The sequence below is a fragment of the Microbacterium arborescens genome (assembly GCF_030369635.1).
Taxonomy (GTDB): domain Bacteria; phylum Actinomycetota; class Actinomycetes; order Actinomycetales; family Microbacteriaceae; genus Microbacterium.
The window spans coordinates 2,933,664-2,949,474 of sequence record NZ_CP128474.1; the positions used below are offsets into that span (position 1 = coordinate 2,933,664).

At 69.8% G+C, this 15,811-nt stretch carries 17 protein-coding genes; 11 read left to right on the top strand and 6 right to left on the bottom strand.

What is annotated here, in order from left to right:
• Position 1: 1 nt before the first annotated feature.
• Entirely contained in the window at positions 2–964 is a 963-nt protein-coding gene (locus QUC20_RS13790) for an alpha/beta fold hydrolase (RefSeq protein WP_289330255.1), read from the bottom strand.
• A gap of 77 nt (positions 965–1,041) precedes the next feature.
• Here QUC20_RS13790 and QUC20_RS13795 point away from each other — a divergent pair, with 77 nt between their 5' ends.
• The 7 genes from QUC20_RS13795 (at position 1,042) to QUC20_RS13825 (ending at position 6,555) form a co-directional block, all read left to right on the top strand.
• Positions 1,042–2,157 (top strand): Gfo/Idh/MocA family oxidoreductase, encoded by a 1,116-nt coding sequence (locus QUC20_RS13795; protein ID WP_289330256.1) that lies wholly within the window; start codon positions 1,042–1,044, stop codon positions 2,155–2,157.
• A gap of 9 nt (positions 2,158–2,166) precedes the next feature.
• A complete protein-coding gene (locus QUC20_RS13800; protein WP_289330257.1) occupies positions 2,167–3,108 on the top strand; it encodes a metal ABC transporter substrate-binding protein in 942 nt (313 codons plus the stop codon).
• The gene (locus QUC20_RS13805) at positions 3,105–3,881 is read left to right on the top strand and encodes a metal ABC transporter ATP-binding protein (protein ID WP_434543640.1); all 777 of its coding nucleotides are present in this window, start codon (positions 3,105–3,107) and stop codon (positions 3,879–3,881) included. Before QUC20_RS13800 ends, QUC20_RS13805 begins: the two co-directional genes overlap by 4 nt.
• Positions 3,882–3,922: 41 nt before the next feature.
• Positions 3,923–4,753, top strand: a complete 831-nt coding sequence (locus tag QUC20_RS13810; protein WP_434543672.1) for a metal ABC transporter permease — start codon at positions 3,923–3,925, stop codon at positions 4,751–4,753.
• Between the two features lie 9 nt (positions 4,754–4,762).
• Entirely contained in the window at positions 4,763–5,011 is a 249-nt protein-coding gene (locus QUC20_RS13815) for a hypothetical protein (RefSeq protein ID WP_120264255.1), read from the top strand.
• Between the two features lie 14 nt (positions 5,012–5,025).
• Complete coding sequence (locus tag QUC20_RS13820; RefSeq protein WP_289330259.1) at positions 5,026–6,099, top strand: spore photoproduct lyase family protein; 1,074 nt, start codon at positions 5,026–5,028, stop codon at positions 6,097–6,099.
• Between the two features lie 63 nt (positions 6,100–6,162).
• Entirely contained in the window at positions 6,163–6,555 is a 393-nt protein-coding gene (locus QUC20_RS13825; protein WP_259455323.1) for a PLD nuclease N-terminal domain-containing protein, read from the top strand.
• Here QUC20_RS13825 and QUC20_RS13830 read toward each other — a convergent pair.
• Positions 6,534–6,953 (bottom strand): VanZ family protein, encoded by a 420-nt coding sequence (locus QUC20_RS13830; protein ID WP_289330260.1) that lies wholly within the window; start codon positions 6,951–6,953, stop codon positions 6,534–6,536. The genes QUC20_RS13825 and QUC20_RS13830 overlap by 22 nt on opposite strands.
• The gene (locus QUC20_RS13835; RefSeq protein ID WP_120264254.1) at positions 6,950–7,651 is read right to left on the bottom strand and encodes a universal stress protein; all 702 of its coding nucleotides are present in this window, start codon (positions 7,649–7,651) and stop codon (positions 6,950–6,952) included. The genes QUC20_RS13830 and QUC20_RS13835 overlap by 4 nt, the downstream gene beginning before the upstream one ends.
• A 72-nt stretch (positions 7,652–7,723) precedes the next feature.
• Here QUC20_RS13835 and QUC20_RS13840 point away from each other — a divergent pair, with 72 nt between their 5' ends.
• Both QUC20_RS13840 and QUC20_RS13845 read left to right on the top strand, forming a co-directional pair.
• On the top strand, positions 7,724–8,878 hold the full coding sequence (locus QUC20_RS13840; RefSeq protein WP_289330261.1) for a glycoside hydrolase family 6 protein: 1,155 nt from the start codon (positions 7,724–7,726) through the stop codon (positions 8,876–8,878).
• Between the two features lie 79 nt (positions 8,879–8,957).
• Positions 8,958–10,037: a response regulator transcription factor gene (locus QUC20_RS13845; RefSeq protein WP_289330262.1), complete on the top strand. Its 1,080-nt coding sequence runs from the start codon at positions 8,958–8,960 to the stop codon at positions 10,035–10,037.
• A 29-nt stretch (positions 10,038–10,066) separates the two neighbouring features.
• Here QUC20_RS13845 and QUC20_RS13850 read toward each other — a convergent pair whose 3' ends face one another.
• From QUC20_RS13850 to QUC20_RS13860, 3 genes are all read right to left on the bottom strand, one after another.
• Positions 10,067–11,563: a glycosyltransferase family 2 protein gene (locus tag QUC20_RS13850; RefSeq protein WP_120264253.1), complete on the bottom strand. Its 1,497-nt coding sequence runs from the start codon at positions 11,561–11,563 to the stop codon at positions 10,067–10,069.
• A 127-nt stretch (positions 11,564–11,690) separates the two neighbouring features.
• Positions 11,691–12,437, bottom strand: a complete 747-nt coding sequence (locus QUC20_RS13855) for a fructose 1,6-bisphosphatase (protein ID WP_120264252.1) — start codon at positions 12,435–12,437, stop codon at positions 11,691–11,693.
• A gap of 128 nt (positions 12,438–12,565) precedes the next feature.
• Positions 12,566–13,192, bottom strand: coding sequence for a hypothetical protein (locus QUC20_RS13860; protein ID WP_120264251.1), 627 nt, complete (start codon positions 13,190–13,192; stop codon positions 12,566–12,568).
• A gap of 58 nt (positions 13,193–13,250) precedes the next feature.
• On the opposite strand from QUC20_RS13860, the gene QUC20_RS13865 reads away from it, so the two are divergent.
• Together QUC20_RS13865 and QUC20_RS13870 are read left to right on the top strand one after the other, a co-directional pair.
• Complete coding sequence (locus QUC20_RS13865; RefSeq protein ID WP_289330263.1) at positions 13,251–15,044, top strand: DUF4012 domain-containing protein; 1,794 nt, start codon at positions 13,251–13,253, stop codon at positions 15,042–15,044.
• A gap of 11 nt (positions 15,045–15,055) precedes the next feature.
• Positions 15,056–15,607 carry a cell wall protein gene (locus QUC20_RS13870; protein WP_120264250.1) on the top strand — a complete coding sequence of 184 codons (552 nt, stop codon included), beginning with the start codon at positions 15,056–15,058 and terminating at the stop codon, positions 15,605–15,607.
• Positions 15,608–15,811 lie beyond the last annotated feature (204 nt).

Here is a 15,811-nt window from a genome sequence, read left to right on the forward strand (position 1 = left end):
TTCAGCGACGCCCGCCGGTGAACGCTCGCCACATGACGGCGGCGTGCGACTCCTTCGCGTGCTCGACGCCGACCTCGTCGCCCTCTCGCGCGCTGAACCACTCCTGCACGCGGTAGCGCGTCGCGCGCCACATCAGGGCGACGCCGCCGTAGGCGGGCCGAGGCACGCGCGCCTCCTCCTGCGACATCTGGCCGCGTCGGGGCAGGTCGCCCGCGACGAACGCGTCCATGAGCTTCGCCACCCCGATCGCGTTGCCGTTGATGACCGAGTGCGCGGCGCCGTGGATCTCCCACCGCCAGGCATCGCGGGCCACCGCGACGAGCGACGAGTGGAAGGAGCGCGGAGACGAGAAATCTCGCGCCCCGCGGATCAGCAGCACCTGCGCCGACACATCCGCCAGCCGGTCCCGAAGCGGATAGCGCATCATGTGCGGCAGCACCCGCATGAAGTACGCGAACCCGCACAGCAGGTAGGCGCTGATTGCCAGCATCACCAGACGGAACGGCTCGAACAGCGACGACTGCGCGAAGCGGATCGCCTGCAGCACCACCGAACGCTCTCGGTCGTTCACGACGGGTCCGATGAGGACGGCGCGACGGATGCCGGGGCGCCGCGCGAGCACCTCGGTCACGATCTGCGTGCCGAACGAGTGCCCCAGCAGCACGGGGTCGTCGAGGTCGAAACGGTCGAGCACGGCCTCGACCTGGTCGGCGAAGAACGACACGGAGGGCTCGTCGCGCGGCGCGCGCTGGCCCGCGAAACCGGGGAGGTCGAGAGCGTAGACCTGCGCCTTCTGCGCGAGCGTCGGGGCGAGCAGGTCGAAGTACGTCGCGGCCACGCCGATGCCCGCGATCAGGACGAAGGCGCGCTCCGAATCGGCGGACGACGCCGTCTTCACCCGCGTGACTCGTGTACGGACCCCGTCGAACTCGACGGTCTCGACGTCGATGTCGGCCGGCTCCATATCATTCCCACCCCCGCGAGCGCGCCCCTCCACCATTCCCCTACCGTCTCACACGCCGCGGCGTGCAGACTGTGCCGATGACCCTCACCTTCGCGATCATCGGCAGCGGATGGCGCAGCGACTTCTTCCTGCGCGTCGCCGCAGCCCTGCCCGAACGCTTCCGCGTGTCCGGGCTCGTCACCCGCAGCGCCACGACGGCCGCCGCGATCGAGAAGCGCTGGGGTGTGCGCGGCTACACCGACCTCGCCGCGCTGCTCGCCGACAGCACCCCCGACGTCGTCGTCGTCTCGGTTCCCCGCGATGTGGCGCCCGGGATCATCCTCGACCTCGTCGACCGGGGGATCCCCGTCCTGACCGAGACCCCGCCCGCCGCAGGGATCGACGACCTCGTCGAGCTCTGGCACCGGGCCGCCCGTCCCGGCGCGCCGACGGTGCAGGTCGCCGAGCAGTACCACCTGTCGCCCCTGCTGTCGGCCCAGCTCGCGGTCGCCCGCTCCGGGCGACTCGGCACACCGTCGCAGGCGCTCGTGGCGCAGTGCCACGACTACCACGGCGTCAGCGTCATGCGCCGGGCGCTGGGGGTCGGCGCCGACGAGGTCGACATCTCGGCATCCGTCTTCCGCTCCCCGCTCGTGGCGGGACCTGGACGCGCCGGCGATCCGACCGAGGAGCGCATCGTCACGGCGACGCAGACCACGGCACGTTTCATGTTCGACGGCCGCCTCGGCGTGTACGACTTCGCCGGTGAGCAGTACTTCTCATGGATCCGCGGCAATCGCCTGCTTGTCCGCGGCGAGCGCGGCGAGATCGAGAACGGCGAGGTGCGATACCTGCGGCGGTTCGACGAACCCGTGTTCGGCTCACTTCGACGTGTCATGACGGGCGAGGGCGGCAACCTCGAGGGCATGTTCCTGCGCGGCATCCTGCTCGGCGACGAATGGGTCTTCCGCAATCCCTTCCTCCCGGCGCGCCTCAACGACGACGAGATCGCGATCGCGCGCATGCTCGACGCCATGCCGCGCGCCATCGACGGGCGCGCACCGGTGTATTCGCTGGCCGAGGCGAGCCAGGACCACTACCTCGCGCTGCTCATGCAGCAGGCGGCCAAATCGGGTGACACCGTGCGCTCGACGCGTCAACCCTGGGCCGATGTCGTCGACGAGGAATTGCACGCGCGGGAGTCCAGCGGGTAATTTTTCGGTATGCCGAAAAATCGACATCGCCGCCTCTCCGCGCTGGTCGCCTTCGGGGCGGCGGCAGCCGTGCTCTCGGGCTGCGCGACGGGCTCGAACGCGGAGGTCGCCGGCGAACCCGCCGGTGACCGCCCCGTCGTGCTGACGACCTTCACGGTCCTCGCCGACATCGCCCGCAACGTCGCGGGAGACCGGCTCGACGTGCGATCGATCACGAAGACCGGAGCCGAGATCCACGGCTACGAGCCGACCCCGCGAGACATCGCGGCGGCAGCCGACGCCGACCTGATCCTCGACAACGGGCTCGGCCTCGAGTCGTGGTTCGCGCGCTTCGTCGAGACCGCCGACGCACCCCACGTCGTCGTGTCCGAGGGCGTCGAGACGATCGACATCACCGGCGACGCCTATGCGGGCAAACCCAACCCTCACGCCTGGATGAGCCCCCTGAACGTGCAGCGGTACGTCGACAACATCGTCGCCGCGTTCAGCGAGCTCGATCCGGCGGGCGCGGGGACCTACGCTGCGAACGGCGCCGCCTACAACGACGAGCTCCAGCGCATCCACGACGATCTCATCGCCGACCTCCAAGCGGTTCCCGACGAGCAGCGCGCGCTCGTCACCTGCGAGGGTGCGTTCTCGTACCTCGCCCGCGACGCCGGACTCACCGAGGCCTACATCTGGCCCGTCAACGCCGAGCAGCAGGCGACGCCCCAGCAGATCCGGCAGACGATCGAGTTCGTCGACGACAACGACGTGCCCGCCGTCTTCTGCGAGTCGACCGTCTCGGACCGCCCCATGCAGCAGGTGGTCGAGGCGACGGATGCCGTCTTCGGCGGCACACTGTACGTCGATTCGCTCTCCGAGGCCGACGGCCCCGTGCCGACGTACCTCGACCTGCTCCGTCACGACGCCGAGACCATCGCCGCGGCGCTGACCCGGAGCGCACCATGAGCGCCATGAGCGCCGGGATCACCTCGACCCCGGGCATCGTGGTCTCCGGCGTCTCGGTGCGCTACCGCGACATCGTGGCGCTCGACGACGTCCACCTCACCGTCACGCCGGGCCGGGTGACCGCGCTGATCGGCATGAACGGCTCGGGCAAGTCCACGCTCTTCAAGTCGCTCACGGGCCTCGTCCGCCCCGCGAGCGGTCGGGTGAGCGTCGCCGGGGAGCCCCCCGCAGCCGCACGGCGTCACGGCCTCATCGGGTACGTGCCGCAGAGCGAGGACGTCGACTGGACGTTTCCGGTGTCGGTTCGCGATGTCGTGATGATGGGCCGGTACGGACGCCTCGGCCCCACCCGCCGGCCGCGCCCCGACGATCACCGCGCCGTCGACGACGCGCTCGAGCGCGTCGAGCTGGCCGACCTCGCCGACCGCCAGATCGGCCAGTTGTCGGGCGGGCAGCGCAAGCGGGCATTCGTCGCCCGCGGCATCGCCCAGGACGCCGGTGTCCTCCTGCTCGACGAGCCCTTCGCGGGGGTCGACAAGAAGTCCGAGGCGACCATCGTCCGCCTCCTCCGAGAGCTCGCCGCCGACGGCCGCACCGTGCTCGTCTCCACCCACGACCTCCACGCGCTCCCGGCTCTCGCCGACGAAGCGGTGCTCCTGCTGCGCCGCGTCGTGTTCCAGGGCACGGTCGACCAAGCGCTCCGCCCCGAGCTGCTCGCACGGGCGTTCGGACTCACCGACGAGCGCCCGCTCACCACCGAGGAGCACCCGTGAGCCTCATCGACATCCTGCTCGAGCCCCTCCGGTACGAGTTCATGCTCCGCGCCCTGTCGGCCACCGCCATCGCCGCGATCGTCTGCGCGGTGCTGTCGTGCTGGCTCGTCCTCATCGGCTGGTCGCTCATGGGCGACGCCGTCAGCCACGCCGTCCTGCCCGGGGTCGTGCTCGCCTATGTCCTGGGCGCGCCGTTCGCGATCGGAGCCCTGGTGTTCGGCTTCCTCGCGGTCGCCCTCATCGGCATCATCCGCGGCACGAGCCGGGTCAAGGAGGACGCCGCCATCGGCATCGTCTTCACGACGCTCTTCGCGCTCGGCCTCGTGCTCATCTCGGTCACGCCGAGCCAGACCGACCTCAACCACATCCTGTTCGGCAACGTCCTCGGGGTATCGACGGGCGACCTCGTGCAGATCGCGGTCCTGGCCGCGGTCGCCTTCGCGGTGCTGTTCGTCAAGCGCCGCGATCTGACCCTGTTCGCGTTCGACCCGATCCACACCTTCGCCATCGGGCTCTCGCCCCGACTGCTGTCGGGGCTCCTGCTGGGGGTCCTCGCCCTGACCGCGGTCGTCGCCCTGCAGGTGGTGGGCGTCGTGCTGGTCGTGGCGATGCTCATCATCCCGGGCGCCACGGCGCACCTGCTCACCGACCGATTCGGCCGCATGCTCGTCATCGCCCCGGCCCTGTCGGCGGCGTCCTCCATCGTCGGCATCTACGTCAGCTACTGGGTCGACGCCTCGTCGGGCGGACTGGTCGTGCTCGTGCAGGGCATCGTGTTCGCCGCGGTGTACCTCTTCAGCCCGAAGCAGGGGATCATCGGGCGCCGGATCGCATCGCGCAAGCCCGTCGCCCGATCGGTTCAGGCTGGCTAGCGTGCCGCTATGAGAATCAGCGAGATCCACTGGAACGACGAAGCCCGCCAGAAGGTCCTCGACGACGCCGACCGTGTCCTGCAGGATGCCGTCGCCGCCGTCGCCGCGACCGACGATGCCAACGACGCCGACAAGGCGTACGCCGCTCTCGTCAGCCACATGAAGGACAAGTTCATCGACTGGGAGCCCGGTCCGGACGTCCGCACGTACGCCGATGCTCTCGCCGGCGGCGAGGTCGAGCTCGAGTCGACCGACTGACCGCCCGGGAACAGGTGACAGCTCGGGATCCGGCGCCGCTGCTGCAGATCAGCCGCATCTACGCCGAAGATGAGGCGCTCGCGCTGCCGCGGGGGCAGCAGATCGTGGCGCGGTGGCCGCAGGCCGACATCGTGCCGATCGACTCGCACTGGCTCGTCCCCGAGGTCCACGGCGACGAGGCCAATGTGCGGCGTTGGGTGCGGATCAAGACCGAGGCGCTCGTGCTGGGCGTGAAGAAGTCCGTCGCGACCCGGATCAACGGCCGGTCGGCCGATTTCATCGCACCGTCCACGGCCAACGGATGCGCGATGGCCTGCTCGTACTGTTACGTGCCGCGCCGCAAGGGATACAGCAACCCGGTGACCGTTTTCGCCAACATCGACGAGATCTCACGCCACCTCGCCCGTCACATCGCCCGCCGAGGGCCCAAGACCGAGCCGAACCAGTGCGATCCGGACGCATGGGTGTACGACATCGGCGAGAACAGCGACTGCTCGGTCGACGCGATGATCAGCGAGAACGTCCGCGACCTGTGCGAGCTGTTCCGGATGTCGCCGACGGCCAAGGCGTCGTTCGCGACGAAGTACGTCAACCGCGACCTGCTCGACTGGGACCCGCTCGGGCGCACCCGCATCCGCTTCTCCCTGATGCCCCACGAGACGGCGAAGGTGACCGACATCCGCACGTCGCCCGTCTCGGAGCGGATCGCCGCGATCAACGACTTCGTCGACGCCGGCTACGAGGTGCACCTGAACTTCTCGCCCGTCATCCTCACTCCGACGTGGATCGCGGACTGGACGGCACTGCTGCGCGAGCTGAGCGACGTGCTCTCCGACCGGGCGAAGGCTCAACTCGCGTGCGAGATCATCCTCCTCACCCACAATGAAGGACTCCACGAGGTGAACCTCGGATGGCACCCGCGCGGCGAGGAACTGCTGTGGACTCCGCGCATGCAGGAGACCAAGCGCTGGCAGAACGGCGCGATGAACGTGCGGTACCGCTCGCCATTCAAGGGCGAGGCCGTCGCGGCGCTGTGCGCGCTCATCGAACGTGAACTGCCGTCGTGCCGCATCCGTTACGCGTTCTGACCGTCATGCCTTCTGCTCTGCCCTCTCTTGCGCCGAGGCGCCGACCTGGGCCAGCCTGGCGGGGTGTATCTGCTGCTCCCCCTGATCGTCCTCGTCCTGATGGTCGCAGCCCTCGTCGATGCGATCACCCGTCGCGACGACCAGGTGAAGCACCTGCCGAAGTTCGCCTGGGTGCTGTTCATCGTCTTCCTGCCGTTCCTCGGCTCCGTGCTGTGGTTCGCGCTCGGACGCGAGTGGGACACGACTCCGCGCGAGTCGATGAGCTTCGGTGATCCTCGCCGGTGGTCGCGCGACGAACCCACCCCCGCCACGCCTGCGAGTCGTCCGCAGCCGCGTGATTACCGCACCACCGCGCAGCAGCTCGCCGACCTCGAACGGGAGATCGAGATCGCGGAGCTCGAGGCGGAGATCCGCCGCCGCCGTTCGCAGGGTCTTCAGCCGCCCGACGCGGGCTGATCCCTCTCGACGGTCTGATCGCTCCTGAGGGCCCACCGTCGCGCGATCAGCCAGCCCACCGCCGCTCCGAGGGTATTGGCCACGACGTCCCACACGCTCGCGGTCCGTTGCGAGAGCAGCACGCCCTGCGCCGCCTCGATGACGACGGAGATGACGAGCCCGGCGGGAATGACGTATGCCCGCCAGCGGGGCCAGCCGAGCGCCGCGCAGCAGCCGAACGGGACGAACAGGGCGATGTTCGCGCCGAACTCGATGCGGTCGTAGGTCAGCCACGGCACGGCCGAGGTGATCGCTCGCAGGATCGGTCCGGCGTCGCGGTCGACGGGCGTGGGCCAGAACGCGACGAACGCGAGGACGACCACGTAGCCGATCAGCAGGGCCCGCGCGACGCGGGTCACCGAACGATGACGGTGGGAGAACCGACGTGGGCCGCGACGCGTTCGCTGACCGATCCGAGCAGCAGCCGCGACAGTCCCGTGCGGCCGTGAGATCCGACGACGGTCAGCACGGCATGGCGCGAAGCGTCCTCGATCAGGCTGGAGGCGTCGCCGACATCGATGCGCGTGCGCACGTCGAGCTGCGGGTACGCCGCACGTACGGGCTCGAGCATGCGGTCGAGCATCCCGGCCGTCGCTTCCGTCAGGTCGACGGGCATCGGCCCCGTCCACAGGTCGAGGCCGGGCTCGGTGCCCACCGATACGGGTTCCCAGGCCGCGAGGGCGACGAGCGGCTCGCCCGTGCGGACGGCCTCACGAGCGGCGAAGTCGAGCGCCCGGGCCGAGACGTCCGAGGCGTCGACCCCCACGAGGACCCCGCGGCGCGCGTCGCCATCGTGGTCCGCGTCGAGGCGCTCGGGAACGATCGCGACCGGGCAATGCGCGTGGGCGATGAGAGCGCGGTACGCGTGGCCGTGTTCCTCCGGCAGCACGAGGATCTCGGCATCCGCGGTCGCGGCGGCGACCCGCTCGGCATCGTCGCGCGTCGGAGCGATCAGCAGCTCGCGCAGTGTCAGACTCAACGCCTCGGCTCGGCGGAACGCCCATTCACGCGCACCCGCGCCGTCCGCGTCGGTCACTCCCAGGATCACGTCGCCCATGGCCCCAGGGTATCCGCCCCGATAACGGCGCACGACGGCCCCCGGTGCGAGGCCAACCGTTAGAGTCAGTCCGTGGCACAGCGACCCGGCTCCGACGCATCGCGTCACGGCGCGGGTGGCGGCGCCGGTCACGATGATGCCGGTGGCGATACGGCCGGCTACATCATCAGCGGGCACTACGAGCCGCCACCGCCGCCCGAGCGGCCGGCTTCCCCGCGCCCGCCCCGGCGCCGACGCCGGCTGCCGCGCTGGGCGTGGCTCGCGATCATCGTCACCGCGGTCGCCGCCGTCATCGCTGCCGTCGCCCTGGTGGTGACGCTCGTGACGAACAGCGTGCAAGCGCTCACCGCGCGGCCGCCCGGCGTCGGCACGGCCTTCGTGGCACCGGCCGAGTCGAAGGCCGCGCGAGCACTGACGGAGGGCGGCACCGCCGACGAGGTCGCCGCAGCCGAGTATCTGTCGTCGCAGCCGACCGCCTATTGGCTCACCCCGGAACAGGACCCCATCGGCGAGGTCGGCGAGCGCGTCCTGAACATCGCCCACGAGGCGCGGGAGTCCGACACGGCGATGGCCGTCGTCGTCTACGGTCTGCCGGGGCGCGACTGCGGCAACCACTCCGCGGGCGGTCTCGACGAGGCGGACTACGAGACCTGGACGAGGCAGATCGGAACGGCGCTGCGTTCGGTCCCGGATGTCAAGAAGGTCGTCATCGTCGAGCCCGACAGTCTCGCGCTCGCCCCGCAGTGCGGCAACCTCGACGAGCGCGTCACGCAGCTGCGCGGGGCCCTCGAGCGCCTCACCGGCACCGACACGTGGGTGTACGTCGACGGTGGGCACTCGAACTGGCTGGGCGCCGACGCGATGGCCGAGCTCATCGAGAAGGTGACGGTCTCGGGCGTCCGCGGATTCGTGACGAACGTGTCGAACTTCAACGACACCTTCGACGAGTTCGCCTACGCCCACGCGCTCTCCGACCGCCTCGGCGGCATGCATGCGCTCGTCGACACGTCGCGCAACGGCTCGGGCGCTCCGGGCGACGGCGAGTGGTGCAACCCGCCGGGGCGTACCGTGGGCGACCCGAGCGGGACATTCGGCGACGACGTCGTCGACACGAACCTGTGGATCAAGCCTCCGGGCGAGAGCGATGGGCCATGCAACGGCGGGCCCGCAGCCGGCGTGTGGTGGCCCGCCGGCGCCGTCGAACTCACCCGCGACGTCGCGCCCTGACTCAGACCGCCGGGGAGGGACTGCCGGACCCTTTGCGTATGGCAAAATTACCCGAACCTGAGGGAGAAGAGTGACGCGCATGATGTCCGAGCAGATGAAGACGGCGGTCATCGTCGAGGACGATCCCGACATCCGTCATCTCCTGGTCGAGGTGCTCGAGGCCGCCGGGTTCTCCACCGTCTCGGTCGGCAACGGCATCGACGGCATCCAGGCGGTGCTGTCGTACCGACCACTGCTGACGACTCTCGACGTCAACATGCCCGGCATCGACGGCTTCGAGGCCGCCCGGCGCATCCGAGCTCAGAGCGACACGTATATCATCATGCTCACGGGGCTCTCCGAAGAGGCCGACGTCGTGCTCGGCCTGGGTTCCGGCGCCGACGAGTACATCGTCAAGCCGTTCCGCCCGCGCGAGTTCCGGGCGCGGGTCGACGCCTTGCTCCGACGCCCGCGCGCCGCTGCGGCGCAGCAGGCCCCCCAGCAGGATTCGGTCGGTCCGTCGTTCCCCGGCGCGCGCCCCGCGCTGGCACACCACGCCCCCGCGGCCCCCGCCGCCCCCGCCGCCGATGCTGCGCCGCTGTCGTACGAGGAGTACCTCGCACGCTTCGGCGGAGCCGCACAGCAGCAACAGCAGCCCGCGCCCCCGCAGCAGCCAATCCCCCAGCAGTCAGCGCCGCCGCAGTCTGCGCCGCCCCAGAGCCCCGCGCAGCAGCCCATCATCGTGCACCGCCCGAGCGACACGGCCACGCCGGCACCGGCGCCCGGCTCCGACGTCGTCGTGCACCAGTCCGGCGGCGACCTCGTCCCGGCCACGGGTGAGCACTGGCTCACGCACCGCGACCTGCAGGTCGACACCGACACGCGCCTGGCCTACATCGGTGGCCGCGAGCTCGACCTCACCCGCACCGAGTTCGATCTGCTCTCGACCCTGATGGCCTCGAAGCGCCGCGTCCGGTCGAAGGCCGACCTGACCCTCGTCCTACGCGGCGAGTCGTATGTCACGAGCTACTTCGTCGGCGAGGCCGACAAGCGGGCGATCGAGGCGCACATGACCAACCTCCGCCGCAAGCTGAGCGACAGCCCCACGACCCCGCGGTACATCGAGACCGTCCGCGGTGTCGGGTACCGCATGACATCGGAGACCGCCGCCGCGGTCTGAACCTCAGACTCTCCGGCAGTTCCGCCGATTCAGACCTTGTATCCGTTCTGGCGGCGGACCAGCTTCGAGAACATCAGCAGGGTCTGCAGCACGGTCACGACGCCGACGATCGGCCACCCGATCCACAGGATCGACGACTGCGCGACGGGACCGATGATGTTCCAGACGACGGCCATCGCCAGCAGCACGGCCGCGAGGATGAGCAGCGGCATCCAGTGACCGATGCTGCCGCCGCCGCTCTCGGCCTTGGCCTGCATCGCCCAGTTGTCGACCTTCTTCTTCGACAGGAAGCGCGACCACGAGCGCATGAAGTGGCCGAGCCTGATCCACATGAACGCCTCGGCCGGGAAGACCAGGAGGGCGAAGAGGATGTCGCGCTGATTGTGGTCCTTGATGCTGCGGGCCATGCGCAGGTTCAGCAGCACGGCCACCATCGGCGGGATGAGCCACAACGGCGAGAAGACGAAGGCGCTGATCGACAGCGAGCCCGCGAGCAGGATGAGGAACGCGACGCGCACGAACAGGTTCGTCAGCATCCCGAAGTTCTCGAACCAGCGCAGGCGCAGGTTCGGGTGGAACGGCTGCCCCTTCGTGTCGCCGCGCTGGCCCGGCCACATCAGCTCGATGGCGCCGTAGGTCCACTTGACCTGCTGCGCGTCGTACCCCTTGAGGGTCGTCATGCCGCCGACATTGGCCCGGGCGTATGGGCTGATCTTGGTGAGGTATCCGGCGCTCTTGATCTGCAAGGAGAGCAGCGAGTCCTCGACCTCGGAGTCCTTGACCCACGGGGTGGACTGGTGGTTCGCCTTCATCGCGTCGCGCAGGGCGTTCGTTGAGAAGATCGAGAACTGTCCGCCGAGGACGGCCATGTTGCGCCCGCGGAGCAGGTTCTGCATGTTGAAGGCCGCGAACTGGGTGCGCTGGCCGGCGATGAGGAACTTCGCGATCGTTCCCTTGATGGGCTTGTCGTCGATCGAGTAGATCGCCGAGATGCCGCCGATGCGCGAGTCGCCGACGGCCTCGGACTCGAGGAACTCCACAGCGCGCGAGTCGGCGATGGTGTCGCCGTCGACGCCGAGCAGGTAGTCGTAGCCCTCGACGAGCGAGTAGCCGTAGTTGAGCGCGCCGACCTTCTTGTCGGGGTTCTTGCCGATGTCGTGCACGAACACCTCGGTGAACTGCGTGCCGAGCTCTGTCGTCACCTCGTGGGGACCTGCATACCCCGCGGCGATCTTGACGGTGTTGTCGGAGGTGTTGTTCGCGATGACGTGGATGACGTCGGGGACGCGCGTCTGGGCGAGCAGCCCCTCGATCACGTCGGCGATCGACTCCTCCTCGTTGTACGCCGGGATGACGCAGCCGATCGTGGAGCGGTGGACCGTGGTCTGTTCGAGGACAGACTCGAAGTCGTCGGGGAACGCCGTCTCGAAGTGATCCGCCAGCTCGACCGGCGCCTGCGGGGCGGGGTACTGCGGCTGACCGAACGCCGGGTTGGGCGTGTACGGCGTGTACGGCGTCTGAGTCATGCGGTCACATCCTGTGCGAGGTGTCGGGCAGCTGTTGTCTGCCGAGGTCCATTCTGGAACGCGGCGTGTTCAGACCGGACGAAGTCAACCGCAATTTATGCGCAAGGAACGAGGCGCCTCGAACCGTTCACGGCGTCGTGCTGGGAGCGGGTGCGGGCGCCGCGTCCGCCGCCTGTTCGTCGCTGAAGATCGCGACCGGCAGGTACTGGTACACCGTCTGCTGCGTGAAGCTCGCGTCGTCGTTCGCGTTACCCTCGACCCACACCGTCATCGCGAACTCCAGCGTCATCCCGTAGGTATCGGCCGGCAGCCCGTGGACGATCGTCTCGGGCACGTAGAGGCCGCCTTGGAAGCTGTTGAGCAGCAGCCCACGATCGGAGCGGATCGTGTCGCTGGGAACGAGTGTCCGTGGGTCGGCGCTGAACTGGAACGGGTTCTGCACCTGCCCCGACGTCTGCGCCGTCTGCGAGGTGATCGAGATCGACGAGATGAACACGCGGCGCTTCTGCGACAGCACGGCCTTCTCGTCGACGCGCTTGTCGTGGACGTTGACCGCGAAGCCGAACGTCTTCTCGGCACCGGGGGTCCATTCCTGGGTGCGCTTGGGGTCCTGTGCCCACACGTCGAGACGCAGCTCGAGATCCTGCGCCACGTCCGAGGACAGCGACACCGAACCGTCATAGGTGAACTGCGAGTTGAATGCCATGCTCGGCGACTGCGAGGGCGCCGGAGCGGGCACGGCCGAGACCGGATCACCCTGGACGGCGTTGATCATGCCGGTCAGCTCCGAGCATCCCGTCAGCGCGACGAGCGAGAGAGCGAGCGCGCCCGCCGACACGGCGGTGCGGAGGGCGGGTGAGCGGCGCGAGAGCATGGCAGACCGGATTTCTGAGAGCGGGACCGGCGTCGGATGTCGCGGGCGTGGCCATACAAGCATCCGGCCGGCCACGATCCGGGCCGCTTTCCGATCTCTTCAGGTTGCCTTGCGGCGACCTTGAGGTTTCAGCCGGCCTCGGGCGCGGCTGCGATCGCGACGGTGATGCTGTCGGTCGCCGTCTGCTTGGCGAACTCGTCGGAGGTGGGGGTGGTCTGCACGAGGAAGTCGTACGTGAAGCGGATCGTGACGAACGTGGCCTCGGGAGGCACCTCGCCGACGTAGAAGGTCTGCGAGTAGCTGTACGGCGAGAGCACGAGATAGCCGGGGTTCGTCGCCGACTGGTCCGACGTCGGCGCGAGGGGGCTGAGATCGCCCTCCGCGTTGCCGGGCACGGCGATCATCGTCGCCTTCTGCAGGTAGACCTTCTGCCCGTCGTCGGGGCTGACGGTCGTCACGAGCGAGAGGCTGACGGGCTTGAGGGCCGTCGCCGACCATCGGTCCATCGACAGGTCGGACCAGTAGTTCAGCGCCCCCGTCACGGCGCCCGCGGTCACCTGACGCTCGGTCGAGCCGCTCGAGAGGTCGTTGGGGATCGGCGGCGGCACGGCGGAGCGCGAGATGCTCGGCGACGGCGCGGGGTCGCTCGCGTCGCCCCCGTCACCCGACGGCGCGTTCCACGGCGCAGGACCGCATCCCACGAGAGCCACAGCCATCACCGCAGTCGCGGCGGCCGTCCCCCAGCGTCGCTTCATCGAGTCCTCCGCTTCCTCTCGCAAGTGTACGCACGGGCCCGCCCCTTAGAGTGATCGGGTGCGCACCGCTGACCAGCCCCGCCCCCTGCGCCGGACGCAGCTCGCGTTGGCGGCCATCGCCGGGATCTTCCTGATCGCCCTCATCGCGGTCGCCGCCTGGGTCGGCGTCCGCGGGGCCCTCGCGTACGGCGAACTGCGCGAGGCCGAGGCCTCGGCCCGCAGCGCCGTCGACTCGCTCGCCGATCCGGCTGCGGCCGCCCCGCACATCACCGAGGTCGCCGACCACGCGGCCACGGCGCGCGAGCTCACCTCCGACCCGGTCTGGTCGCTCGCCGAGGGCACCCCGTGGATCGGCCCGCAGCTGCGCGCCGTCGGCACGATCGCCGCGGCGGCCGACGACATCGCCCGAGACGGGCTCCTCCCCCTCGCCGATGTGGCTTCGGCGTTCTCGCCGGACGCCTTCCGGCCCGTCGACGGGCGCATCGACACGGCGGTCTTCCGCGAGATCGCCGAGCCGGCTCGCGCGGGGGCAGACACGGTCGCCGCCGCAGCGGAATCCGTGCGCGCTCTCGACGACACCCCGCTCATGCGGCCCGTCCGGGCGGCCGTCGACGAGGTGTCCGAGCTCCTCGACACCGGAGCCTCGGCCACCGACGCCCTTGCCCGCGCCTCGACCCTCCTGCCCGCGATGCTGGGGTCGTCCGGCGAGCGCACGTACCTGCTGGCGTTCCAGAACAACGCCGAATGGCGATCGACGGGCGGCATCGTCGGGGCGATGGCGATCGTGAAGACCGCCGACGGGCGGATCGAGCTGGCCGGACAGGCCTCGTCGTCCGACTTCTCCAACTTCGGCGAGCCGGTGCTCCCCCTCGATCCCGAGATCGAGCGCATCTACGAGACGCGGCCCGGCCGCTACATCCAGAACGTCACCCAGATCCCCGACTTCTCCGTCGGCGGCCCGCTCGCCCGCGAGATGCTTCTGCGGCAGACCGGGCAGAGCGTCGACGGCGTGATCGCGACCGATCCCGTCGCCCTGTCGTACATCCTCGAGGCCACAGGCCCCGTCGAGCTGCCGACGGGCGACGTCGTCTCCGCGGACAACGCCGTGCCCCTCCTGCTCAACGACGTCTACTCGCGGTACGAGAGCCCGCGGGATCAGGACGCGTTCTTCGCGGCCGCGTCGGCGGCCGTGTTCGAGCGCCTCGCCTCCGGCGCCGCCGATCCCGCGAAGCTCATCGCCGCCCTGGGCCGCGCCGGCGACGAACGACGTCTGCTGCTGTGGAGTGCGATCCCCGAAGATCAGGCGGTGCTCGCCGACACGACGCTCGCGGGGCCACTGCCGGACACGGATGCCGACACGGCCGCCTTCGGCGTCTTCCTCAACGACGGCACCGGATCGAAGATGGACTACTACCTCACCGCAGACACCCGCCTGGCGTGGGAGACGTGCGCGGTCGGCGGCGATGGACGGACGTCCTCTCCGGTGACGCTGGAGGTCACCATCGCCAACAACGCACCGGCTGATGCCGCGACCTCTCTCCCGTCTTATGTCACCGGCGGCGGGGCGTTCGGTGTGCCGGCGGGCGTGGCACGCACGGTCGCCTACCTCTATCTGCCCGAGGGCTACGCGCTTTCGTCGGCGACCCGGTCCGATGGTGCGGGGTTCGGCGGCGGCTCGCATGCCGGGCGGCAGGTGATGGTGTTCTCGTCCGATCTCGCCCCCGGCGAGTCGGTCACCGCCACCGTGAGCGTCGTCGCCGAGAGCGGAGCGACCACGGCGACGGCCGCCGTGACACCCACCGTCGACGCAGACCGGCCCACCGTTGTTGTTGCGCGTTGCGGCGACGCATAGACTCACCGATCATGCGCCGCACCGCTTCTCTCGCCGCCGTCGCGACCCTCGTGGCCGCGATCATCGCCCTCCCGGCAGCGGCATCCGCGTCCACCGGCGCCACCATCTACCCGCCGACGAAGTCGTGCACGACGACCCCGAGCGCCTTCGTGGCGGGCGGGACGGTCGAGTTCGCGTGCGCCGACGGCACGTTCGGCTCGAACGAGGCGGTCACGATCACGGTCCGCGGCGAGAACGGCGCAGGAGTCGCATTCGCCCGGGCCGCGTTCGCCGTCACCACCGGCAGCACGATGCGCGAATCGTCCGATCAGGGCGCTCTCGCCCCCGTCGCCATCACCTTCCCCGCCGACGCCGTCGGCGTCTACAACATCGAGGCGATCTCGCCTTCGTCCGCCGGCGGCACCGCGAGCGCCTCGGTCGTCGACGCGGCCGGTCTGCCCGCGACCGGCGGCGATGCGCGCACCTCGCTGGGCCTGTGGGTCGGCGGCGGCGCGCTCGTGGCGGCGGGGGCCACCATCGCGCTGGCCTCGGCGGTACGCCGCGCGCGCGACGCGCGCATCTGACCCGCTCCCGAAGCCGTTCGACACCCGCATCCGCGTGTTTCCGCGTCCACGGCGCGCCGCCGGGCATCCGGATCGCGAAATGTTAACGCGACCGAAATGTTTCAGCTTGCATGTAGGGCCTTTGTGCCTGAATACTTGCTGTGACCACTCCTGACGTAATCCTTAGTATTACTTCTCCGTTGGGTGTGAGCCTCCGGATGACCC